We start from the raw sequence: 23,549 nt of genomic DNA, 5'->3' as shown, positions 1-23,549 counted from the left end.
AGGTTGGCGACACGGGGATTGGGAACGAACGAGTCGGGATAAGGGCATGTCGGCTCGATGCCGTGGACCATGCCGCGTGTCAGGCCGGCGTGCCGGCCAGTTGCAGGCTGTCGTTGCCGTGGCGGCGGATCAATTCGCCATTGGTGCGCAAAAGCGACAGCAGTTGCTGCTGATAACCCGGAGACGTGGAGTAGTTGTGCAGCGTGTCGATCAACGCCTCGGCAGAGATCTTCTTGCCCTTGGCCGCCAGCACGGCTCGCTGCTGACGCAGTTGAGCATAGGCGCCATGGGTGTTCAGATTGTGCAGATAGGCGCGTACGCCGTCACGCACGCTGTCGAAGACCTGGAAGCGTCGCGAGGTACCCTGCTGGCCGATGCCGCAGCCGGCACTGAAACAGCGCATGCCGAACAGGTTGTTGCCCTCGCGAGCGATGCGCGAGGTGCCCCAGCCAGACTCCTCGACGGCCTGGATGACCACCATCTCCAGCGGCACGGTATTCACGCGCGCCAGCAGCTCACTGCTGACCTTGCCGGGCTGGCAGGTTAGGCCGTAGTCGGCGCACAACTGGGCCAGACGCTGCTTCTCGTCCTCGCGCAGCGGGTTGATGCGGCTCTTGATACCCGTCAGCCAATTGCGCTCGGCCTGAATGCGCGCGTTCTCCGCCTGCACCAAGGGCACCAGCAATTCGAGAAACGCGGCCTTGCGCGAAGGGCCCGCTTCCACATCACGTAGATCGGGCAGTTCGCTGACCGGATCCAGGGCCGGCTGGGTTACCGAACCTTGCAGGGTAGGCGCGGCGTCGGATAACGATTCGGCGTGAGCCGGCATCGAAAACGGTGCATGACCCACCGTCAGTACGAGCGCCAGAGCCACGGCAGCAATGCCCGATCGTGAAAAGGGCCGGCTGCCCCATCGCCGACAGACCGACCCGGTCGTCTGCAAAAGGGTCGTCGAAAGAAAGGATCGCGACATTCTCGCTCCCCTGTCGTGAAAATCGGTTGCAAAAGCAAGCCATGAAAGAAAGCGGCAGGTTAACAGCAATTAGCGGCCAGGTTGAGTAAAAATCTTGCAAGAAGCCGGTCGTGTAACGATACCGGCCGACCCAAGAGGGTCGGCCGGCACGCACTCGGTTGACGACTTTTCTTTTGCGCTCAAGCACTCAACAGCGCGTTGAGTCGCTTGACGTAGGCGGCGGGGTCGTCGAGATGACCGCCTTCGGCGATCACGGCCTGGTCGAGCAGGATCCTTGCCAGATCCTCGAAATTCCCCCCTTCGGTGGCTTCGAGGCGAGATACCAGCGCGTGCTCCGGATTCAGTTCGAGAATCGGCTTAACCTCCGGCAGGGTCTGCCCGGCGGCCTCCATCAGACGACGCATCTGGAAGCCCATTTCATGCTCGGGCAACACCACGCAGGCCGGCGAGTCGGTCAGGCGATGCGTGATGCGAACTTCCTGAACGTCTTCACCCAGCGCTTCCTTGACCCGCTTGACCAGATCCTCCTTGGCCTTGGCGGTCTCCTCCTGGGCCTGCTTTTCGGCTTCGTCGGCCACGTCGCCCAGGTCGAGGTCGCCCTTGGCCACGTCGACGAAGGACTTGCCGTCGAATTCGGTGAGATGGCTCATCAACCACTCGTCGATACGATCGCTCAGCAGCAGCACCTCGATGCCCTTCTTGCGGAAGATCTCCAGGTGCGGGCTGTGGCGCGCAGCGTTGAAGCTGTCGGCGACGATGTAATAGATCTTCTGCTGACCTTCCTTCATGCGCTCGACGTAATCGGCCAGCGACTGATCCTGGGTCGCGCTATCGGTATGCGTGGTGGAGAAACGCAACAGAGCGGCGATCTTGTCACGGTTGGCGTAATCCTCCGCCGGGCCCTCCTTGAGCACGCTGCCGAAGGTATTCCAGAAGGTCTGGTAGGCCTCCTTGTCCTTGGCCAGCTTCTTGAGCATGTCGAGCGCGCGCTTGGTCAGCGCCGTCTTCATCGAATCGACCTGCGGCGACTTCTGCAACAGCTCGCGGGACACGTTCAGCGGCAGATCCTTGGAGTCCAGCACGCCTTTGACGAAGCGCAGATAGAGCGGCAGGAACGCCTCGGCATCGTCCATGATGAATACGCGCTGGACGTAGAGCTTGAGTCCGCGCACGCCATCGCGCTGGTAGAGATCGAACGGCGCGCGTTCCGGCACGTAGAGCAGACTGGTGTATTCGAGCTTGCCCTCGACCTTGTTGTGGCTCCAGATCAGCGGATCGGTGAAGTCATGCGCGATGTGCTTGTAGAACGCCTTGTACTCGTCGTCGCTGATCTCGGCTTTCGGCCGCACCCACAATGCGGTCGCTTCGTTGACGGTCTCCCAGCTGACGGTTTCGCTACCCTCGATCTCGTTGCCCTCCTCGTCGCGGGCCTTCTCGATCTTGGGCATGCGCACCGGCACATCGATATGATCGGAGTACTTGCGCACCAGATTCTTGAGCCGGAAGTCGTCGGCGAACTCCTTGGCATCCGGCTTCAGGTGCAGCACGATCTCGGTGCCGCGCTGCGGGCGCTCGATATCGGCGATGGTGAATTCGCCCTCGCCCTTGGAGCGCCACTCCACGCCCTGGTCGCTGTCGGCACGGCGGGTGCGCACGACCATCTCGTCGGCGACGATGAAACCGGAGTAGAAGCCGACCCCGAACTGACCGATCAGCTTGGCGTCCTTCTGCTTCTCGCCGGAGAGTTGCTTGAGGAATTCCGCGGTACCGGAGCGGGCGATGGTGCCGAGATTCTTGATCACTTCATCGCGGCTCATGCCGATGCCGGTGTCGCGCACGGTCACGGTGCCGGCGTCGGCATCATGCTCGATCTCCACGCGCAGTTCGGCGTCACCGGCATAGAGGGCATCGTTTTCCAGGGCTTCGTAGCGCAGCTTGTCGCACGCATCGGCCGCGTTGGATATCAGTTCACGCAGGAAGATCTCCCGATTGGAGTACAGCGAATGAATCATCAAGTGCAGTAGCTGCTTGACCTCGGTCTGGAAGCCGAGCGTTTCTTCTTGAGTGGCAGTGGTCATTGACGAGCCTCTTGACACGGTTACGAACGAAATTGAAGACGCTCAGCGATATGGGGTTCGGTCACCCCATTTCAAGCGATGACATCATTCGGCGACGGCATCGTCGTCGTCGATTCCCTTCCAGCGTCGATAGTCGCCGAGGGCGCGATCGACCCGGGTCAACAGCCAGCCGACGATGAAGACGTCGTCGACGAGACCGATGACCATCAGAAAGTCGGGGATCAGATCCAGCGGAGACACCAGATAGATGAGTGCCACGGCCATCCAACCGAAGGCGGCCCAGGGGATCGGCCTGTAGCGCCCACGCAGGACATCCACGCTCATCGGACCGAAGACACGAAAAGCGCGTCCGATACGGGCGAGCGCCCCGCCACGCTGCCTCAGACGCGACAGTTGGGTGAACAGACGCCAGGGATTCATCGAGAGCACCTATCGCTAATGGACCGGGTGTCGGCGACTAACGCGCCGCCGACATAATCCATAGATGGTTGCGATTTCGGGCAGATTCAATATCGTCTGCAAAATACGACACTACTCAAGCCAGCCACCATCGGCGACGATGGGCGCCAACGAATGAAAGCGCTTCGATGAAGCGTTACCAGAGAGAAGGCTCTACCTGAGCGAAAGATTTTTTAGAGAAAGGTTTTTTAGAGAGAGTGCCAATGCCCGCATTCCCCACCCGCAGATGTTGGTTGAGCTGGTGCCTGGTCGGCGCCATGGGCTTGAGTGCCATGGGCTTGAACACCATTGCCCAGGCGGCTGCCCCCTCATCGGTGATGACCGGCGACGACCGCGCCATGAAACAGGCGCTCGATGCCGCACGCGACCACCGCTGGACCGCCATCGACGACACCGCCATCCAGGACCATGTGCTTGCCGGTTACGTGGAATATCATCGGCTCAAGTCGCGTCTATCGACGGCATCGGCGGCCGAAGTCAACGACTTCATCACCCGTTACGGGGATTCCCCCCTGGCCGACTGGATGCGCGGCACGGCGCAAACCCGTTTCGGTCGGATGGGCCGATTCGACGACCTGCTGGCGATCAGCGACGGCGAGCCCGACGGTACCATTCGCCAGTGCTATTACTACACTGCCCTGCTCGACCGGGACCCCGCCAAGGCGGCCGAGGGCGGCGAGGCGCTGTGGCATGTCGGGGCCTCCCAGCCCGATGCCTGCGACACGCTGTTCGAGACGCTCCAGAGCCGTGGGGTGCTGACCGACGAGGACACCTGGGAGCGCATGATGCTGGCCTGGGAAAATGGCCAGAGCGGCCTGGTCAACTATCTCGAACGCGGCCTCGACGATACCTGGCAGCCGGCCATCGATAGCTTCGAACGCGTGCGCGGCAATTACGCCGCGGTAACCCAGGTGCCGCTCGATCTCGGCCCCGAAGGCCGGGCCAGCAGCGCGCTGATCACCGCTGCCATGCATGCCTTTACCCGGGCCGATACCGAAGCCGCGCTGGAAGCGTGGCGCAAGATCGCCGCGCACGTCGAGCTGACTCAGGATCAACGCGATCAGGTGGAGCAGGACCTGGCGTTCTATTCGATGGTGCGCGACGTCGACAACAATCAGGGCTGGGTCGACGCCACCTTGCCGCGACTGGCGGATGCCGACCTGATCGAACTGCGCATTCGTAACGCGGTGACCGAAGGCAACTGGGCCGAGGTCGCGCGCTGGACCGAGACGCTGCCCCCCGAAGTTCGCCAGGAAGCGCATTGGCAGTATTGGCTCGGGCGGGCCAGCGAAGCACTCGGAGACGACGAGACCGCCGAACAGGCCTACCAACTGGCCGCGCAGGAGCGCAGTTTCTTCGGTTTTGCCGCCGCCGATCATCTCGGCCAGCCCTATCGGCTGCAGATGACGGATACGCATGTGACGACGCTGCAGCAGGAACTGACCGGGATGTTGCCGGTGGTGCAGCGTACCGAAGCCTTGATGCGCATCGGTGAAGACGGACTCGCTCGCAGCGAATGGTACACCGCCGCCGCCCGGGGGACTCCGGATCAGGCCGCGGCCCTGGCCGACTATGCCATTCGCCAGGGCTGGTACGGCATGGCGATCCAGACCACCATCGCCGCCAAGCAGTGGGATGCCCTACCCTGGCGCTTTCCGGCGGCCTACCGCGAGTCGTTCCTGAAGTGGGGCGAAGTCAATCAGGTGGACCCCTATCTGCTGATGGGCATCGCCCGGCGTGAGAGCGCCTTCAATCCGCAAGCGATGTCACCGGTAGGCGCTCGCGGCCTGATGCAGCTGATGCCGGGGACCGCGGCTCACGTCGCCCGTAATCTGGGCATCAGCGCGCCAAGCACCTCGGCGCTGTTCGAACCGCAGACCAATATCCAGCTCGGTAGCGCCTACATCCAGTCGATGCTGGAGCGTTATCGCGGCAACCGCATCGCCGCGACGGCGGCCTACAACGCCGGCCCCCAGCGTGTCGACCGCTGGCTGGCCAGCGCACCGAGCGAATTCGATCGCTTCGTCGAGAGCATTCCGTTTCGGGAGACCCGCGATTACGTCCAGGCCGTGCTGGCCTACCGGGTGATCTTCGAGAGCCTGGCCAAGCAAGGCGACACCGAGGGCGTCGCCATGCTCTCCCAGGCCGAGCGCCAGGGACGCTACGACCCGACGCTGATCGCCAGCAGCCAGTGATCGCCTTTCAAGCGTAAAGCGCCACGGCAGGATGCTGCCGTGGCGTTGGCTAGGGATCGGTTGAAGTAGCGGTGTCTACCGTTCACAGCGTCCAGGCCGCGACACCGACACCGCCGCCCAAGATGACCACCAGCCCGATCAGCATCATCAGGCCGTCCCCTGCGGTCAGGCCCAGCGCCATCACCACGATCGCCAGCGCGGGCAAGGCCGCGGCGAACGGCAACAATTCCAGTGGAATCATCACCAGGCCCAGACACACCATCAACAGCGCCAGCAAGCGCTGGGCGATCCGGCCCGTCAGCCACTGCAGGCGCGGTTTCAATAGATAATCGATGCGTTGCGTCCAGGGCCGCACACGCTGGATGAGGCGATGCCAACGATCGTGCTCGATACCGCGCTCGCGCAATCGTCGAGGCAGCCATGGGCTTTTTCGTCCCATGACCAGCTGGATCGCTATCAGTGCGATGAAGATGCCGCACAGGCTGGGCACTCCCGGCACCGCACCGGTGGGCAGTAACGCGATCAGCCCGGGCAGCGCCACGACAGGGCCGAAGCCGCGGGAATTGAAGGTATCGACGATGTCCTGCAGCGAAATGGTGTCACCGTCGACTTGCCGATCGAGCGTTTCGATAATATCGGTGAGCTTGAGCTGCTCCGGCATGCGTCACCTCCCTGTGACGTGGAAAAGCCCCCGGATCCACGCGGCGGCGTCATGAGATGTGCGCTCAGAGACCTCGCCGCGCATGTTTCATCGAGATCTGGTCGTTGAGCGTCCAGAAATCGTAGAGCACCCCGATCAGGAACAGGCCGCCGGTCAGCAGATAGATCAGCCCCGTGATCCATTTCCCCATGTACATTCGGTGAATGCCGAAGATCCCGAGGAACGTCAGTAGCACCCAGGCCAGAGTGTAGCTGATCGGCCCGGCGCGAAAGCGCATGTCCGCTTGGCGATCCATGCTCGGAATCAGAAACAGATCGATCAACCAGCCGATCCCCAACAAGCCGAGTGTCAAAAACCAGATGGTGCCGGTAACGGGTTTGCCGTAGTAGAAACGGTGAGAACCGGTGAATCCGAAGATCCACAGCAGGTAGCCAATGATCTTGCTGTGAGTGTCGTTGAGCACGACTTCGCGTTGCACCACGCAATGACTCCTAACGTCATGATGAATAACCACGGGCAGGCGACGTCGACTGCCCATGCCAACGGCTCTTTTCCATCCGAGCGACAGCCTATCCGAGCCGAATGCCGACGCGCATGCTGTGCAGCCATTCCCGGACGGGAACAATCACTGCCAAGTCTGCCAAATTCGGAGAAAAGGCATGCCCGGCTCCGGACTGTCAGAGTCCTATTCGAGAGGGATGGTTTCAATCTTCTTAAAAAGGGTTAAGAAAACCATACCGAATGTCGCGATCAGCCAGGAAAAAAGGCGCTGGCAGATTGTAGACGCGCATGGAAATTCCATCTATGGTGCTTAAGCGGAGCATGGCAGCGGGTCGACCAAAGCCAATCTGGCTGAGCTTGACGAGGTTTGGCGCCCCATGCATCATCCGCTGCGTAGGTTTGCAGGTAGAATGTCGTCAGTTGTTAGTCGATCCCGTCGAACTCCTCTTGCGCATTCCCCCCTAGTCTTACCACGCATTTCGGGCTTCCCCCCCGGGATGGCTCGGCTACATCACTATGCAAGTTAAGGAAATCGACAATGGCAACTGGCACTGTCAAATGGTTCAACGATACTAAAGGCTACGGTTTCATCTCTCCCGACGACGGCGGCGATGACCTGTTCGCACACTTCTCCGAAATTCAGGCAGAAGGCTTCAAAACTCTGCAGGACGGCCAGAAGGTCACCTTCGACGTCACTCAGGGCAAAAAAGGCCTTCAGGCCGCAAACATCAAGGTCACTGGCTAAGCGTTAGCGGACACGGGTGCAGAATCCGAGGAGCCGATCCGAAGATCTCACCGCCTTGAGCAAAGCCCACCCTTGAAGGTGGGCTTTTTAGTGCCTGGCCCGCAGAGGGTTCCTATCCTAACCCGCTGAAGGCTATTCAATATTTCAACCCGCTGAGGGCTATTCAACCCTAACCCGCTGAGGGCTCTCCGATATCCTCGTTCCAGACATCGGGATAGGCGGCGATGAATTGCGCCATGAGGTCCCGGCAGACCGGATCGTCGAGCACTTCGATTTCCACGCCACGGGAACGCAGGTGAGCCTCTTCCCCCATGAAGGTACGGTTCTCGCCGATGATGACCTTGGGGATGCCGTAGAGCAGAATCGCCCCGCTGCACATCGAACAAGGTGACAGCGTGGTGTAGAGCACCGACTCCCGATAGACCTCGGCCGGCAACCGCCCGGCGTTTTCCAGCGCATCCATTTCCCCGTGCAGTATGGCGCTGCCGCGCTGCTGCCGCTGGTTGTGGCCACGCCCGATGATCTTGCCATGGTGAACCAACACCGAACCGATCGGCACACCGCCGTTGTCGAGGCTCAAGCGCGCCTCCCCGATTGCCGCTTGCATGAATGAATCCACGTTAGAACATCTCCCAATCGATGGCTGGTCAGGGATCAATGCTTGCCGAGCAGCGGGCAGTTGGCCGGCACCACCAGCGGCATCGCCTCCTGATCCAACGATGCCCGGAAATGATGGTAGCGCCTTGGCTCGCCGTCGAGGTTCAAGGGAAAGGCGCCGTCGCTGTCGAACTCGACCCAGGGGACCCGGAGATAACGCACGAACCGGCCATCGTGTGGCAGGTTCTCCAACTCGTCGATGATCCGTTTCAATTCCCCGAGAGAATTGAAATGACGCACGAACAGCAACTCGAGCAGGCCGTCATCGAGCTTGGCCGAAGGCGCCAGGCGTTGACCGCCGCCGGCCTGGCAACCATTGCCGATCGCCAGCATGAAAAGCGGCACCCGCGCCTCGCCGTCGGGCCAGCGCAGATGCCCTTCGAAGGGCTGGTAATTCCACGCCTTGAGCATACCCATCAACGAATAGGCGCCGCCACCGAGGAGACGCTTCAATCCGACCGGTGTCGAAGTCGTGATCTCGGCGCCGAACCCGCCGGAAGCCACGTTGATGAACGCTTCTTCGTCCAGCATGCCGACGTCGACCTTGCGCACCTCGCCGGTCAGCGCCAACTCCAGCGCGGCATAAGGCGTCATCGGCAGCGTCAGGCCATGAGCGAAATCATTGGCGCTTCCCAATGGCAGGATACCGAGCGCCGGACGCCGCTCGGCGGGCTCGCGCATCAGACCGGCGACGATCTCGTTGATCGAGCCATCGCCACCACCGGCAACGATCCGCGATGCTCCGGCGGCAGCCGCCTCGCCGACCAGGCGCAGGCCATCGCCCCCCTCCCAGGTGACGCGGATGTGTAGCTCGTGTCCTTGGCGGCGCAAGGTATCGACAGCGCTGCGAACCTCGGGTTGTTGTGCGGATTTACCATTGAGTATCAACCATGTGCTGCCCTTGCCCTGACTGGCCATACCAACCGATTCCTTTCCTTGAGCCGACGCGATGGTCGTGCCGTTGTTCCCGTTACATCACTGCGCCCAACGCAGGCGACGACTGACCTGCCGCCCGCGCTTGCCCATCGGATGAGTTTAAGCTCTGTCTGAAAAATCGACGAGCGATGGCCAGACAAGGCAAAAATCGGCGAAAAAGCGGAGTTTACGAAGGTGTAAATGAGCATTTTATTCGCTTCGCTCACCCTTCGGGCCGCCCTGCGGGCGTTCTGACCAGAGGTCAGTGAGCCGATTTTTAACGCTGTATGGACGAGCGCAGGCATTTTTCAGACAAAGCGTAGCGCAGTTGCGATGGAGCTATGACAACGCCAGCACCGGATCACTCCCAACTCTCGCTCTTGGGCGGCACGACAATACAGCGTGCCAGCCCCCACATCAGCAAGCCGACGCCGCTACAGATCAACGTCAACGACAGTTGCGGCGCCAACGGCGTCATCAGCAGTAGCGTGGCAAGTGTGGCGCCACCGCCGAGCTGTATCGCCCCCAATAGAGCCGCTGCCGTGCCGGCACGCTCGGGAAACGGCTCCAGAGCCAGACTGGCCGCCGCGCCCAGGACCATCGAAAAGCCGATCGACAGCAAGGCCACCGGCCCCATGAACGTCAGCACCGATAGCGGCAACGCCCAGTACAACCCAGCGATCAGCGCGCCTCCCACCGCGACCACCACGAGGCCACGCTGCACCGTCGCCTCGCGACCCCAGCGATACATCAGCTTCGGCACCAGGAAAAACGCCACCGTGCTCACCATGGCGTTGGCGCCGAACCAAAGGCTGAACACCCATTCCGGATGCCCCAACCGATCCATCACCACCACTGGTGCCGCCGAAACATAGACCAGGATGGCCGCCATCATTGCACTGACCAGCGCGGCATAGTAGAGAAAGTGCCCATTGAACAGAATCGGACGATAGCGAGTCCAGCGATACAGACGTCGCTCCACCGGCGTATCATCTGGCCGTGTCTCGCCGAAGCAGCGATAGGCACCGAACCAGAGCAGCATCGCGAATGCCGCCATGAAGGCAAAGTTGCTGCGCCAGCCAAGCGCCACCGTCAGCGCCCCACCCAGGACCGGCGCCAGCGACGGCACCAACGTCAACGAACCGTTGAGATAGCTGTAGAGCCGCGCTCCGACCTGGGGTGTATAACTGTCGCGGACCGCCGCGAACGCGACCGTTACCGATGCACAGGCACCGAGCCCCTGAAGGACGCGAGCCGCGTAGAGCAACTCGAGCGTGGCCGCCGTCATGCCGATGAGGGCGGCCACCAGGTAGAGCGCGACACCGCCGAGCAGCACCGGCCGGCGACCGAAACGATCGGCCAGCGGGCCGACCAGCAACTGACCGGCGCCCACGCTCATCAAGAACAGCGTAATGGTCAGCTGCAGTGCGGCGAACGGATGCCCGAACGCCCGCGCCATCGCTGTCAGCGCAGGCAGATAGATATCGATCGCCAGTGGCGACAACATCACCGCGCCCATCAGCACCCAGAATGGTGGGCGCTCCTTGCCTGCGTGCATCGCGACCTCGTCATCCCTGTAAGAGCGCCCACTCTAGCGATTGTCGTGGAGATGACAAGCCGTCTCGTTTCAGTCGCCGGTCGGCGACAGTTGAAATTCCAGCAACCGTTCGTTGACTCGCAGGTCGGCCGCCAGCGGCGCGATGTACTTGCGGTCATGGGTACGCAACATCAGCCGATATTCGAACTGGCGGCCGTCGTCGTGGCTGCGGTAACTCAAGCTTTCGATACGAAAACGGTGGGTTCGCATCAGTTCGTACACCGCGGGCTCGGGCAGGACTTGCTGGCTGTCGAATCGCAGGATGCAGCGCGCGAACACACGACTGGGCATGCGGGCCTCCACCAGCCGAAACAGTGAAAGCGTCAGCAGCGTGATCACGGTGGCCAGAACCGCCGGGAACGCAAACCCGATGCCATAGAGAATCCCGAGCGCGGAAGTCATCCAGATCGACGCGGCCGTGGTAAGCCCGCGCACCGTCAGCCCCTCCTTGAAGATCACCCCGGCACCGAGAAAGCCGATGCCGGTCATGATGCCCTGGGCCATACGGGTCGGGTCGGTGCGTATCGTCGCTTCGGGCACCTCGCTGCCAAGCCACTGCCATTGATAAGCAGTGACGATCATGAGCAACGCCGAAGCGACGCACACCAGCGCATGGGTGCGAAAACCCGCCGGCCGGCCGTGAAAGGTCCGCTCCAGCCCGATCAGGCTGCCCGCCAGCCAGGCCATTCCCAGATGCAACAAAATCGTCTCGGACATGGGCGACATCCGTGTCTGTCTCCTTTGCGGTTTTGCGTCTATGTTTCAGCGTAGCTCCCGACGCCGCCTTGCGCTGGCAATCGTCTCTGCCCCCCGCGTCCGTTGACTATACGAGGAATGCTTGCTTGACCGATCCCAACCACCTCACGCCCCCCAGCCGCGTGAAAGAAGACGACGAGCACGACCTGCAACTCAATGACGACAAGTTGCCGTCACGCGCCGCCGCGGTTCACGAAACGATCCGCGAGGAAGGTCAGAAGGAACTGAGCCGTACGGTCTCGGCCCTGTTCTGGTCGGCGATGGCCGCCGGGCTCTCGATGAGCTTCTCGATGCTGGCCAAGGGGCTGCTGCGCGCGCGCCTGCCCGAGAGCGACGTCGGCTTCCTGATCGAATCGCTCGGCTATACCGTCGGCTTTCTGGTCGTCATCATGGCGCGCCAGCAGCTCTTCACGGAGAACACCGTCACCGCCGTGCTGCCGGTGATGAGCCAGCCCCGCGTGATGCGATTGCTGCAACTGCTGCGGTTGTGGGGCGTGGTGCTGTTCGGCAATCTCGTCGGCGTGGCAATTTCGGCGTGGGCCATTCTCACCCTGCCGATCTTCTCGACGCCCACTCATGAAGTCTTCATTACGCTGGGCGAGAATATTCTCGGGAACACGCCGATGCAGATGTTCGCCAAGGGCATCATCGCCGGATGGATGATCGCCACCATGGTGTGGCTGTTGCCGAGCGCGGGCAGCGCCAAGATATGGGTGATCCTGATCGTCACCTATCTGGTCGCGATCGGCGAATTCACCCATATCATCGTCGGCTCGACGGAAGTGATGTATCTGGTCTTCGCCGGTCAGGCCAGTTGGCCGGAGTATCTGTTTCACTTCGGCCTGCCGACGCTGGCCGGCAACGTGGTCGGCGGAACCTTCATCTTCGCTCTGATCAGCCATGCTCAGATTCGCAGCGACAGCGATCACTAGCTTATACACTCCCCGACGCAACGAGGGTGCCGGATGGCGCCCTCGTCGGTTCGGTCGGAGCCGTCGCCGGCGACTGTCAGCCGATGGTCATTTGATTGCGGCTTCCAGCTCGCTCGGTGCCCGTGTGCGGTTTTGCTCCTCGGCCAGGTTGATGCCGGAGATCACCGCCTTGAGCGAGGCGCTGACGGTGTCGCTGTCCTCGGCCACCGCGCAGACACGCTGGCCGCCGACGTTGAGCTGGACGAAGGCGATGGCGTTGGCCTCGCTGTCGCCGCCGAGCGAGTGCTCGCTGTAGTCGACGATGCCGACATTGACGCCGGAATGCTTCTGCCAGGCATCGGTGAACGAGGACATCGCCCCGTTGCCGGAACCCGACAGACGCAACGTCTCCGTGCCCTGCCACAGCGTTACCTCGATACCTTCGTCCTGACCCTTGGCAAGCCGGTAGTCGGCCAGCGACAACGGCGCTTCGCGCTGGAAGTTGTCGAACATCACCTGGCGGACGATTTCGCTGGAAAGTTCGCTGGCCCGCTTCTCGCTCTCCTTCTGCACATGCGGCGCCAGCGCCAGCATCATCCAGCGCGGCAGGCTGATACCGTAGTCGCGCTCGAGCAGGAAGGCCATGCCGCCCTTGCCCGACTGGCTGTTGACGCGGATCACCGCCTGATAGTCGCGGCCGATGTCGCGCGGGTCGATCGGTAGATAGGCGACCTGCCACGGCTCGTCCGGGCGCTGCTTCTTGAGCGACTTGCGAATGGCGTCCTGGTGGCTGCCGGAGAAGGCGGTGTAGACCATCTCGCCGACCCAGGGATGGCGCGGGTGCATCTGGATGCCGGTGCACTCGTGAACCACCTGGATGATCTCGTCGGGGCAGGAAAGATCGAGTTCTGGGTCGATGCCCTGGCTGTAGAGATTCATCGCCAGGGTGACGATATCCATGTTGCCGGTGCGCTCGCCGTTGCCCAGCAACGTGCCCTCGACCCGTTCGGCGCCGGCCAGCAGCGCCAGTTCGGCAGAGGCCACCGCACCGCCACGGTCGTTGTGGGTATGCACCGAGATGATCACGCTGTCGCGGTTCTTGATGTGCTGGCAGAAGTACTCGATCTGATCGGCGTGATGGTGCGGCCCCGCCACTTCCACCGTGGTCGGCAGGTTGAGGATGCACTTGTTGTCGGGAGTCGGCTGCCACACGTCCATCACCGCCTCGCAGATCTCCAGCGAGAAGTCGATCTCGGTGCTGGAGAAACTCTCCGGAGAGTACTGGAAGCGCCAGTCGACGTCGGGACAGCGCTCCGAATAGCTCTTGACCCAGGTCGCGCCGCTGACGGCGATATCGACGATGCCGGCGCGATCCAGCTCGAACACCCGCTCGCGCTGAACGGTCGACGTGGAGTTGTAGAGGTGGATGATGGCGCGCTTGACCCCGACCAGCGACTCGAAGGTCTTCTCGATCAGATGCTCGCGGCATTGCACCAGCACGGCAATGGTGACGTCCTCGGGAATCTGGTCCTCCTCGATCAGCCAGCGCACGAAGTCGTAATCCGGCTGGCTGGCCGAGGGGAAGCCGACCATCACCTCCTTGATACCGACCTTGACGATCTGGTGCCAGAAGCGCTTCTTCTGCTCGACGCTCATCGGCTCGAGTAGCGCCTGGTTGCCGTCGCGTAGATCTTCGCTGACCCAGATCGGCGCGTGATCGAGATCACGGTCCGGCCACTGGCGGTCGAAGGCGGGGACGCGGGGCGCGGGGCGGTACTTTCTATGATCGAAGGCGCGATGATCGAAGGCAGACATGGCAATGGTCCTGAAAGTCATCCTGAGGGTGAGAACTCGATGTCGTTTGGTCGCTCTTGGCGAAACCGGTCATGAATCGGCGTCGAGGATAGAAGACGCCGATTCCAAGGCTGCTTTTGACAGCGTGAACAGTGTAGAGCTTTTATCGCGACAGATCCTTGCGAAAAACGACCCACTTCGCGTTATCCTGAAATAATCTAGCTCATCTCTTGGTCTTCGAGACAGAAACTGCCAATGCCCTCGCCCACACCGCTTTCTCTCGATCGTTACGATCGCCGTATTCTCGAGCTGCTGCAGCAGGAAGGACGCATCAGCAACCAGGAGCTGGCCGATCGTATCGGGCTCTCGCCTTCGCCCTGCCTGAGACGTGTACGTGCACTAGAGGAGCACGGCTTGATTCTCGGCTATCGCACCGATGTCGATGCACGCCAGCTCGGCTACCAGTTGATGGCGTTACTGCATATCTCGATGGACCTGCATACGCCCGAACGCTTCGATAACTTCGAGCGCCATATTCACGATATTCCCAACGTCGTCGAGTGCCTCATCATCACCGGCCAGGCGGCGGATTTTCAGCTCAAGATCCTGGTGCGCGACATGGATGACTATCAACACCTGCTGCTGCATGTGATCAATCGCATCGAAGGTGTCACCGGCGCCCATACCAGCTTCGTGCTGCGTCGGGTGTTCGAGCACCGCCCCGTCCCCACCGACCTGATTGCCCCCCGCTGACGCCACACATTAGACGATGGCGCAATTGTGGCATCCACGGCGCCCTGTTATGACTTTGCGTGCAAAAGTCATCCTGACAACGAGTGCCACCATGGTCGCCCACACCCTTTCCCGCGACCGTCGGCAGGTACCGAGCACGCCACGCGAGGTCATTCATGAACAACAAGCGCTCCCTGATGCTACTGCTCTCCGCCACGCTGATGGCATCGCCGCTGGCCTGGGCCGATTACCCCGAAAAGCCGATCACGCTGATCGTACCCTGGGCGGCCGGCGGCGGCACCGACGCCACCGCGCGCACCATCGCCTCCTCGCTCGAGGAGCAGCTCGGCCAGACCGTCAACGTGGTCAACCGCACCGGCGGCAGCGGCGTGGTCGGCCACACCGCCATCGCCAACGCCCAGCCGGATGGCTACACCATCGGCATGGCGACGGTCGAGCTGGACATGATGCATTGGCAAGGGCTCACCGACCTCACCTATGAGGCGTTTACGCCGATCGGACAGATCAACGCCGACTCGGCCAGTCTGTCGGTGGCCGAGGATTCCGAATTCAAAGACCTCGAAGATTTCGTGAACAAGGTCAAGGATAACTCCCAGGGCACCTATACCGCCTCCGGTACCGGGCTGGGCGGCATCTGGCACGTGGCACTCAATGGCCTGCTGATGGATCAGGGCGTGGAAGCAGGCAAGGTCACCTGGGTTCCCAGCCAGGGTGCCGCGCCGGCAATGACCGAACTGGCCTCCGGCAGTATCGACCTGGTGGGCTCGTCGGTGCCGGAAGCGCGTTCGATGATCGATGCCGGCAAGGTTCGCAGTCTGGGCATCATGGCTTCCGAAAGGCTCGAAAGCTTCCCCGATGTACCGACGGTCAAGGAGCAGATCGACAGCGACTTCACGATGGCCACCTGGCGCGGCATCGTCGGCCCCAAGGGGATGGACGAGGACGTGGTCCAGACGCTGGAAGCGGCGCTCGAGAAAGCTTACGAGAGCGATGCCTACCAGAATTTCATGGCCAAGCAGGGCTATGGCGTGGAATGGCGCAACGGCGATGACTTTGGTCAATTGATGGCCGAAGATGACGAGAAATTCGGTAACATCATGCAGGAAATGGGGCTGACGCATTAAGCCTTCGCCCCATGGCTGACAAGGAAAAGGCTGACATGCAACTACCGCGCAACCGCTTCAAGGACTCACTCACCGGGGAAACCCGCTACGGCTGCTGGGCCGGCTTCGGCACCGGCTACGCCACCGAGATCCTGGCCACCACCGGCTTCGACTGGTTGCTGATCGACGGCGAGCACGCGCCCAATGACGTGCCCAGCGTCCTGGCACAGTTGCAGGCGATCGCCCCCTACCCCTGCGCGCCGGTCGTGCGCACGGTCAATCACGATCCGGCGCTGATCAAGCAGCTTCTCGATATCGGCACCCAGACGTTGATGATCCCGATGGTGGACAACGCCGAACAGGCAGCCGATCTGGTTGCCGCGACGCGCTATCCGCCCCACGGTTTCCGCGGTGTTGGCGGCGGGCTGACCCGCGCCACACGCTGGGATGCCGTCGAGGACTACATGGCTCGTGCCCACGAGGAACTATGCCTGATCGTGCAGGTGGAATCCCGGGCCGGCGTCGACAACGCCGAAGCGATCGCCGCCACGCCAGGCGTCGATGCGATCTTCGTTGGCCCGATCGATCTTTCCACCGGCATCGGCCATGTCGGCAATCCCAACCATCCCGATGTCCAGGCGATGATTCGCCATACCCTGGAAGCAACGCATGCCGCCGGCAAGGCGGCCGGCATCCTGGCACCCGCCGAAGCCGACGCCAGACGCTATGCCGAATGGGGTTTCGATTTCATTGCCGTCGGCATCGATATCAGCCTGCTGCGCCAGGCCGCCGTCGAAACGATCTCTCGCTACAAGCCGGAGACGCCCAAGCCAAAATCGAGTCTCGGCTATTGAATCGGAACCGCTCTCCCAGCGGGCAGTTCAGCCCCGGCGAAGCTACCGAAGAATACAAAAACCGCGCCTCGGTGGGCGCGGTGACAAGCACATCGTTCAAGCGTAGGTATTGATCTGCGTACCCACCATTCCCGATGTTGCCAACCCCGGCTCCGAGGAGACGGAAGACATCAACTGCTCGATATGCGCAGCCTGCCCATCCAGCGACTGCTTGAGCAGGTTGGCCTGCGCTTCCTGTCCCTGATTGAATTGTTGCAGCGCCAGCGCAGTGCCAACAGCGGCATTGACTGCGGTATCCATCGCAAACTCCTTGCTCCGCGTTGAAGTCGTCAGGCTGTTGGCCCAACAGGAGGGTTATCGGCGCCGAAATCCACAAACTTGAACCCTATCTTTTTTCCAAGGAACGACCGATGCCACGGACGCGCTTCAAAATCGTATTAACGCTCTGTTGCGCCGGCTTTGTCACGGCCTGCCAGCAACAAGGCGACACCTCTCGCCAGACCACCGAGAGCGACATGGCGACTTACCGTGCAACCGACTATCCCGTCACGCTCGAGTACGACCGTTCGCTCGAACGCATCGATGGCGATCCTTCCGGCTATTTCGAAAATGGCAGCTGGCAGATTGCCGATGATACGCCCGGCAAGCGCCTGATCACGCTGTCGTTGCCCGAGTCCAATGACCTCGCCACCGGCCTGTGGCGCCTGGGGGCAAGCCGCGACCCCGCCGCGGTCGGGGCTTGCCTGACGCCGCCACCCAACGCCCGGGCGATGCCGTCGAAAACCACCATTGGCGGCAACCCCTTTGATGGCTTCACGCTCGGCGATGCCGGCATGAACCATTTCCAGAGCATCGAGGGCTACCGCGCCGTGATCGACGAAACCTGCTATGCCATCGACCTGATCGTGCAAGGCACCAATGGCGAAGTCTACGATCCTCCACGGAAGGCGCCGTTCTCTCGCGGCGAAGCGCTGAAGCAGCTGGAAATCATCAATGACGGGGTATCGTTCTCGGATGAATGATCGGCTTCTCCGCGTTCCTGCCCCCGTGCGCCAGCATACGGGGGACAGCCGTGGCGTACGCCTGATAGACTGCGACTCGCCCGCCAGGAAGACGGATGGAAATACGAGATGAAAACCATTGGAGCACACGTCAGCGCCGCCGGTGGTGTCGATCAGGCGGTGATCCGCGCCACCGAGATCGGCGCCAATGCCTTCGCCCTGTTCACCAAGAACCAGCGCCAGTGGAAAGCCAAGCCGCTCGAACCGGCGACCATCGAGGCTTTCAAACGTGCCTGTGCCGAGCACGGTTTCGGCCCGGCGCAGATCCTGCCCCACGACAGCTACCTGATCAATCTCGGCCATCCGGAGCCCGAGGGATTGGCCAAGTCACGCGCCGCCTTTGTCGACGAATGCCAACGTTGCGAGCAGCTGGGACTCGAGTTGCTCAACTTCCACCCCGGCAGCCACCTCAATAGAATCAGCGAAAGCGACTGCCTGGCGCGTATCGCGGAGTCGATCAACGAAGCCCATGCCGCCACCCGGTCAGTGGTCGCGGTGATCGAAAACACCGCCGGGCAAGGCTCGAATCTCGGCTTCCGCTTCGAACACCTGGCCGAGATCATCGAACAGGTCGACGACAAATCGCGGGTCGGCGCCTGCATCGACACCTGTCACGCCTTCGCCGCCGGTTACGATCTGCGCAGCGAAGCGGGCGCCACCGCGATGCTCGACGCCTTCGAAAACATCGTCGGCTTGCGTTATCTGCGTGGCATGCATTTGAACGACGCCAAGAGCGAATTCGCCAGCCGCGTCGACCGCCATCACAGCCTCGGCCAGGGCAATATCGGTACGGCCGCATTCACCGCACTGATGCGCGATCCCCGCACCGACGATATCCCCTTGATCCTGGAAACCATCGAGCCCGAGATTTGGGCCCAGGAGATTCAGTGGCTGCGCGACCAGCAGCCTGTCGCCTGATCGGATAGTGGAAATAGCCCATGGACGGTTTCTTCAACTGGCTCGGCGAAGCGATCGGCAATGTCATTCGTACCATCGTCGACCTGCTTCACGCCCTCTTCGCCAACCTTTGGCAGGCCATGGACGGCTTCGTCGACGGCCTCACCCGCGCGCTGGGCATCGACGATTCGATCTTCAGTATCGCCGTGCTGGTGATCGGTGTGTTGTTGCTGGTCAACGGCCTCCGCTCTTTCCTGCGCGGCGGCGTGATCGGCGGGTTCATCTGGCTATTGCTGGGGCTGCTGGTGCTCAGTTGGTTGATTCGTTGAGTGTGGTTGCTCTCGATATAGGCTGATTGGCGCCGCCCTGCCAGACTGGCTCACGAGCCGGCCGCGAAGCATTCGCGGCCGGCGCCGTTTCAAGCGTCGGCCAGCGCACGCTCGACCATCTCGAAGACGTTGGGCGAGAGCTTCTCGGCGCGGATGCGCTCGAGCTCGGCCTTCATCAATGCCTGACGCTCGTCGTCGAAGCGCTGCCAGCGCGTCAGCGGCGTGATGATGCGCGCGGCGATCTCCGGATTGAGGCGGTTGAGTTCGATCACCACGTCCGCCAGCAGTTTGTAGCCCTGACCATCGAGGCGGTGGAAGTTGATCCGGTTCTGGGCGAAGGCGCCGATCAGTGCGCGGACCTTGTTGGGGTTTTTCAGCGAAAAGGCCGGGTGTCCCATCAAGAAGCGCACGCGCTCGAGCACGTCGGCCTGGGGCCGGGTCACCTGGATGGTGAACCATTGATCCATCACCAAGGGATCGTGGGCCCACTGCTCGCCGAACGCCTTGAGCGCCGGCTCGGCCAGGTCGGTACGCTCGCTGTGGGCCAGCAGGGTCAGCGCGGCGCGCACGTCGGTCATGTTGGCGCCGTCCTCGAACTGCCGTTGCGCCAGCGCGACCGCCTCGTCGTCCTCGATGCTCATCAGGTAAGCCAGCGCCACGTTCTTGAGCCGGCGCTGGGCGATCTGCTCCGGCGTTGGCGCATAGGGCTCATCGCTCTGATTGCCATGGTAAATGGCGAGAAAGTCGTCGCGCAGCTCATACGCCAGCGACTGGCGCACGAACTCCCGCGCGGCGTGGATCGCATCGACATCGACCACCGGCTGCTGTTCGGCGATATAGGCTTCCGACGGCAGCGTCAACATCTCCGCCAGCACCGCCTTGTCGTCGGTCGGCTCGTTCAGCAGGCTGCGGTAGGCTTCGACCAGGCGCACATCCATCACCTTCTCGACGCCGTTGCGATGGGCGGCGATCAGGTCGTCCAGCGCCAGCATGGTCAGACGCTGGCCGGCATCCCAGCGGTTGAAGCCGTCGGAATCGTGGGTCAGCAGAAACGCCAGCTCCTCGCGGGAATAGGGATAGCGCAGTTTCACCGGCGCCGAGAAACCGCGCAGCAGCGACGGCACCGGCGCCTCTTCGACATCGGTGAAGACGAAGGTCTGCTCGGCCTCGCGCAGATGCAGCACGCCATCGGTGCCCAGGGTTTCTTTATCCCCGTTTTCATCGGTCCCGTTCGCGCCGCTTAAGGTCAGCGTCAGGTCGCGGCCGGACTTGGTGCCGACCAGCCCCATGCGAATGGGGATGTGCAGCGGCAGCTTGTCGGGTTGCCCCGGCGTCGGCGGGGTGCGCTGCGACAGGCGCAGGTGATATTCGCACTTGGCGTAGTCGTATTCGCCGTGGGCGTCGATCTCCGGCGTGCCGGCCTGGGCGTACCAGCGCATGAACTGCTCGAGATCGAGTCCCGAGACTTCCGCCATGCAGGCGACGAAGTCCTCGATCGTCACCGCCTGGCCATCGAAGCGTTCGAAATAGAGATCGCTGCCGCGACGGAAGTCTTCCCAGCCCAGCAGGTGGCGCAGCATGCGCACCACTTCGGCGCCCTTTTCGTAGATCGTCAGGGTGTAGAAGTTGGAAATCTCGATGTAATGGTCGGGGCGCACCGGATGCGCGGTGGGGCCGGCATCCTCGGCGAACTGCGCGGTGCGGAAGAACGACACGTCCTCGATGCGCTTGACCGGCGCCGAATTGACGTCGGCGGAGAAGGTCTGGTCGCGGAAGACCGTGAAGCCCTCTTTCAGCGAGAGCTGGAACCAGTCGCGGCAGGTGACGCGGTTGCCCGACCAGTTGTGGAAATACTCGTGGGCGACGATACCTTCGACACGCTGGAAGGTGGCGTCGTTGGCGGTCTGCGGATGGGTCAGCACCGCCGCCGAATTGAAGATGTTGAGCCCCTTGTTCTCCATCGCGCCCATGTTGAAGTCGTTGACGGCGACGATCATGAAGCGGTCGAGATCGTACTCGCGACCGTAGGTTTCCTCGTCCCAGGCCATGGCGCGCTTGAGCGAGGCCATGGCGTGCTCGGTCTTGTCGAGATTCTCCTCCTCGACCCAGATCTGCAGCAGCACCTCGCGGCCACTCATGGTGGTGTAGCGATCCTCGACCTTCTCCAGGCTGCCGGCTACCAGCGCGAACAGGTAGCTGGGCTTGGGATGCGGATCTTCCCAGGTGACGAAGTGGCGGCCGTTGGGCAACTCGCCCTTCTCCACCGGATTGCCGTTGGAGAGCAGCACCGGCAGCGTCTCGCGATCGCCGATCACGGTGGTGGAGAAGGTTGCCATCACGTCCGGGCGATCGGGATAGAAGGTGATGCGGCGGAAGCCTTCTGGCTCGCACTGGGTGCAGAACATGCCGTTGGAGCGGTAGAGCCCTTCCAGCGCGGTGTTGGCATCGGGGTCGATTTCGACCTCGGTATCGAGCAGGAAGCGCTCCGGCACCCGCGGCACGACCAGCCCCGTCTCGTCCGCCTCGTACTCGCCGGCTTCCAGCGGTTGGCCGTCGATGGCGATACTGATCAGCTTCAGCTGCTCGCCGGCGAGTTCCAGCGGCAGCCCTGCCTCGCGCTCCCCGGGGTCGTGTTCAGAGTTGCGCTCCACATGCAAGCGCGCCTTGACCCGGGTCGCCGACGGATCGAGATCGAAAGTGAGCTCGGTATGCGTGACGCGATACGCCGGCGGCAGGTAATCCTTGAGATAGGTCGCTTGCATCCGAGACATGGCAACGCTCCTTGTCAATATGGAAAGCAGAATGTGGAAGTCGACTCGGAGCCATGCCAGGCTCCCGTCGACGATTGGGTGACATTCTACCCGCGTGAGCGGACCCTTATCGAATAAAGAGAGCGAATGGAGGAACGAAATCGGCGACGGCGTTCGCCGAGAGCAATCAGCGCCGCTCGGGAGTGGACTCCTCCGGCCACAGCTCACGCATCGGGCACTGCAGGCTCGGCAGCGGACGGGTGACGATCCAGGTCGCGAGTAGCGCGAGTCCGACGATCAGGCCGAGCTTGAGCGGCCACAGGGCGACGGTGAAGGCAATGACCAGGCAGGAAATGCTGAGCATGATTACGGCCATGATCTTGGCGTGCTTGGGAATCGCGCGTTCGCGCCCCCAAGACTGAATGGAGGGGCCGAAGCGGGGATGATTGCGAATCCAGTTGGCAAACCGCGGAGAGCCTTTGGAAGCGAGCCAGACCGCCGCCAGCATGAAACAGGTGGTCGGCATCACCGGCAGGAACAGGCCGATCACGCCCAGCGAGAAGCTGATGGCAGCCAGACTGACATAGATGGCATTGCGCATGCCGCACTCCCCGCCGCTGATGTTCGTTCAGGCCTTCTTCACAAGACCACTCGGCCCATTGTAAACCAGCCGGTGTCGCGCTCTCCAACCAAAGGCCATTGAATCTGCCAATGCCGTTCATTATTGCCGATGAGGCAACGCTACCCTAATCATAGGGTGCATAGCTTCCCACGGGTTGGGCTATCGGCTCCCCTAACCCAAGGGCGTATTGGCGCTATCGGCACTTGCCGGGATCAGAATCGTGTGAAGTGGCCTTGCTCGGAGAAACCCAATGCCAGGGAGAGCTCCCCCTGAGAGCCTTGGTAATTATCGGATATTAGACAATCGGCGACAGTGCGCTGGGCTGTCCCATCTGAGCACTACCTACTGAGCTGCGGCAAAAACCGGGCGTCTTGCTGTCATTACCAGAAGGCGAACCACAGCCTCGGCATTCGTTTCGTGTCATCTATCACGACCGAATTCTGGGTGCGAAAAGCACCAACCGCCTTGTCCAGAGGCATCTGGCCTTATACTTATCCCACCGGCTGAGTCGGCGTATGAAAATTATTACCTCGAAGGGATGCGCCGCTTATCGAAAACTGCAATAAGCACCGTCGTGCATCCTCGATCCATAGCGAGTAGCTGATGTCGGACACGCATGTCGATCAGATCAATACTTCGCCCTCACAGCTTGCGCGCCCAAGGTCATACACCCGACATTAAAAAGCGGGACCGTCCAGTTTCACAGCCAAGTAGGCGATTGCAGTGAAGCAACGTTCCGCATGAAGCCAGGGGATCGGCCAAAGCTTTCAACTACGCTAGGGTATGGATACCAAAAAAGGGCGTCGGCTCGGCGCCCCCTCCTTTCATTGAAAGGACTGGATTGACCAGTCTTGCGGCGGAATATCGGTTAGTTGATAAGGATAGCTCGAGGCCGTTTCCTTCGTCAGGATCTGTGGCGGAACGATGAGGTGGTCCCC

At 61.9% G+C, this 23,549-nt stretch carries 22 protein-coding genes; 9 read left to right on the top strand and 13 right to left on the bottom strand.

The window, feature by feature from the left end:
- Positions 1-79 precede the first annotated feature (79 nt).
- The 3 genes from DOM57_RS19875 to DOM57_RS19865 all read right to left on the bottom strand — a co-directional run bounded on the left by DOM57_RS19875 (position 80) and on the right by DOM57_RS19865 (position 3,471).
- On the bottom strand, positions 80-874 hold the full coding sequence (locus DOM57_RS19875) for a glucosaminidase domain-containing protein (RefSeq protein ID WP_239496338.1): 795 nt from the start codon (positions 872-874) through the stop codon (positions 80-82).
- Positions 875-1,152: 278 nt separating this feature from the next.
- Positions 1,153-3,051: a molecular chaperone HtpG gene (htpG, locus tag DOM57_RS19870; protein ID WP_110651019.1), complete on the bottom strand. Its 1,899-nt coding sequence runs from the start codon at positions 3,049-3,051 to the stop codon at positions 1,153-1,155.
- A gap of 84 nt (positions 3,052-3,135) precedes the next feature.
- Positions 3,136-3,471, bottom strand: coding sequence for a YkvA family protein (locus DOM57_RS19865; protein WP_239496337.1), 336 nt, complete (start codon positions 3,469-3,471; stop codon positions 3,136-3,138).
- Between the two features lie 242 nt (positions 3,472-3,713).
- Between DOM57_RS19865 and DOM57_RS19860 the strand changes: the two genes are divergently transcribed.
- Positions 3,714-5,705: a transglycosylase SLT domain-containing protein gene (locus tag DOM57_RS19860; protein WP_239496336.1), complete on the top strand. Its 1,992-nt coding sequence runs from the start codon at positions 3,714-3,716 to the stop codon at positions 5,703-5,705.
- A gap of 82 nt (positions 5,706-5,787) precedes the next feature.
- On the opposite strand, the gene DOM57_RS19855 is transcribed toward DOM57_RS19860, so the two are convergent.
- Entirely contained in the window at positions 5,788-6,366 is a 579-nt protein-coding gene (locus tag DOM57_RS19855; protein WP_110651015.1) for an exopolysaccharide biosynthesis protein, read from the bottom strand.
- A gap of 64 nt (positions 6,367-6,430) precedes the next feature.
- Complete coding sequence (locus DOM57_RS19850; protein ID WP_420820242.1) at positions 6,431-6,847, bottom strand: NINE protein; 417 nt, start codon at positions 6,845-6,847, stop codon at positions 6,431-6,433.
- A 558-nt stretch (positions 6,848-7,405) separates the two neighbouring features.
- Here DOM57_RS19850 and DOM57_RS19845 point away from each other — a divergent pair.
- Complete coding sequence (locus DOM57_RS19845) at positions 7,406-7,612, top strand: cold-shock protein (protein WP_110651011.1); 207 nt, start codon at positions 7,406-7,408, stop codon at positions 7,610-7,612.
- 169 nt (positions 7,613-7,781) lie between these two features.
- On the opposite strand, the gene DOM57_RS19840 is transcribed toward DOM57_RS19845, so the two are convergent.
- From DOM57_RS19840 to DOM57_RS19825, 4 genes are all read right to left on the bottom strand, one after another.
- Positions 7,782-8,231 carry a nucleoside deaminase gene (locus tag DOM57_RS19840; protein WP_110651009.1) on the bottom strand — a complete coding sequence of 150 codons (450 nt, stop codon included), beginning with the start codon at positions 8,229-8,231 and terminating at the stop codon, positions 7,782-7,784.
- A gap of 35 nt (positions 8,232-8,266) precedes the next feature.
- Positions 8,267-9,187, bottom strand: coding sequence for a lipid kinase YegS (yegS, locus tag DOM57_RS19835; RefSeq protein WP_110651007.1), 921 nt, complete (start codon positions 9,185-9,187; stop codon positions 8,267-8,269).
- A gap of 358 nt (positions 9,188-9,545) precedes the next feature.
- Positions 9,546-10,742, bottom strand: a complete 1,197-nt coding sequence (locus tag DOM57_RS19830) for a multidrug effflux MFS transporter (protein WP_110651005.1) — start codon at positions 10,740-10,742, stop codon at positions 9,546-9,548.
- 69 nt (positions 10,743-10,811) lie between these two features.
- Positions 10,812-11,498 (bottom strand): MgtC/SapB family protein, encoded by a 687-nt coding sequence (locus DOM57_RS19825; RefSeq protein WP_239496335.1) that lies wholly within the window; start codon positions 11,496-11,498, stop codon positions 10,812-10,814.
- A gap of 125 nt (positions 11,499-11,623) precedes the next feature.
- On the opposite strand from DOM57_RS19825, the gene DOM57_RS19820 reads away from it, so the two are divergent.
- Positions 11,624-12,469 (top strand): formate/nitrite transporter family protein, encoded by an 846-nt coding sequence (locus tag DOM57_RS19820; RefSeq protein ID WP_110651001.1) that lies wholly within the window; start codon positions 11,624-11,626, stop codon positions 12,467-12,469.
- An 87-nt stretch (positions 12,470-12,556) separates the two neighbouring features.
- On the opposite strand, the gene DOM57_RS19815 is transcribed toward DOM57_RS19820, so the two are convergent.
- On the bottom strand, positions 12,557-14,263 hold the full coding sequence (locus DOM57_RS19815) for a 2-isopropylmalate synthase (RefSeq protein ID WP_110650999.1): 1,707 nt from the start codon (positions 14,261-14,263) through the stop codon (positions 12,557-12,559).
- A 234-nt stretch (positions 14,264-14,497) separates the two neighbouring features.
- Between DOM57_RS19815 and DOM57_RS19805 the strand changes: the two genes are divergently transcribed.
- The 3 genes from DOM57_RS19805 (at position 14,498) to DOM57_RS19795 (ending at position 16,952) form a co-directional block, all read left to right on the top strand.
- Complete coding sequence (locus tag DOM57_RS19805) at positions 14,498-14,995, top strand: Lrp/AsnC family transcriptional regulator (RefSeq protein WP_110650996.1); 498 nt, start codon at positions 14,498-14,500, stop codon at positions 14,993-14,995.
- A 155-nt stretch (positions 14,996-15,150) separates the two neighbouring features.
- The gene (locus tag DOM57_RS19800; protein WP_110650994.1) at positions 15,151-16,119 is read left to right on the top strand and encodes a tripartite tricarboxylate transporter substrate binding protein; all 969 of its coding nucleotides are present in this window, start codon (positions 15,151-15,153) and stop codon (positions 16,117-16,119) included.
- Between the two features lie 35 nt (positions 16,120-16,154).
- Positions 16,155-16,952, top strand: a complete 798-nt coding sequence (locus tag DOM57_RS19795) for an HpcH/HpaI aldolase family protein (protein WP_110650992.1) — start codon at positions 16,155-16,157, stop codon at positions 16,950-16,952.
- A gap of 96 nt (positions 16,953-17,048) precedes the next feature.
- Here DOM57_RS19795 and DOM57_RS19790 read toward each other — a convergent pair whose 3' ends face one another.
- A complete protein-coding gene (locus tag DOM57_RS19790; RefSeq protein WP_110650991.1) occupies positions 17,049-17,252 on the bottom strand; it encodes a hypothetical protein in 204 nt (67 codons plus the stop codon).
- A 110-nt stretch (positions 17,253-17,362) separates the two neighbouring features.
- On the opposite strand from DOM57_RS19790, the gene DOM57_RS19785 reads away from it, so the two are divergent.
- The 3 genes from DOM57_RS19785 to DOM57_RS19775 all read left to right on the top strand — a co-directional run bounded on the left by DOM57_RS19785 (position 17,363) and on the right by DOM57_RS19775 (position 19,239).
- Complete coding sequence (locus DOM57_RS19785) at positions 17,363-17,974, top strand: hypothetical protein (RefSeq protein ID WP_110650989.1); 612 nt, start codon at positions 17,363-17,365, stop codon at positions 17,972-17,974.
- Between the two features lie 108 nt (positions 17,975-18,082).
- On the top strand, positions 18,083-18,931 hold the full coding sequence (gene nfo / locus DOM57_RS19780; RefSeq protein WP_110650987.1) for a deoxyribonuclease IV: 849 nt from the start codon (positions 18,083-18,085) through the stop codon (positions 18,929-18,931).
- Positions 18,932-18,951: 20 nt separating this feature from the next.
- The gene (locus tag DOM57_RS19775) at positions 18,952-19,239 is read left to right on the top strand and encodes a hypothetical protein (RefSeq protein WP_110650985.1); all 288 of its coding nucleotides are present in this window, start codon (positions 18,952-18,954) and stop codon (positions 19,237-19,239) included.
- Between the two features lie 89 nt (positions 19,240-19,328).
- On the opposite strand, the gene pepN is transcribed toward DOM57_RS19775, so the two are convergent.
- A complete protein-coding gene (gene pepN / locus DOM57_RS19770) occupies positions 19,329-22,010 on the bottom strand; it encodes an aminopeptidase N (RefSeq protein WP_110650984.1) in 2,682 nt (893 codons plus the stop codon).
- A 166-nt stretch (positions 22,011-22,176) separates the two neighbouring features.
- Entirely contained in the window at positions 22,177-22,590 is a 414-nt protein-coding gene (locus DOM57_RS19765) for a YbaN family protein (protein WP_110650982.1), read from the bottom strand.
- Positions 22,591-23,549: the final 959 nt, after the last annotated feature.

Origin of the sequence: Salinicola peritrichatus (genome assembly GCF_003206715.1) — a bacterium.
In the GTDB taxonomy this organism is placed as follows: domain Bacteria; phylum Pseudomonadota; class Gammaproteobacteria; order Pseudomonadales; family Halomonadaceae; genus Salinicola; species Salinicola peritrichatus.
This window is presented reverse-complemented; position numbering and strand designations above follow the sequence as displayed.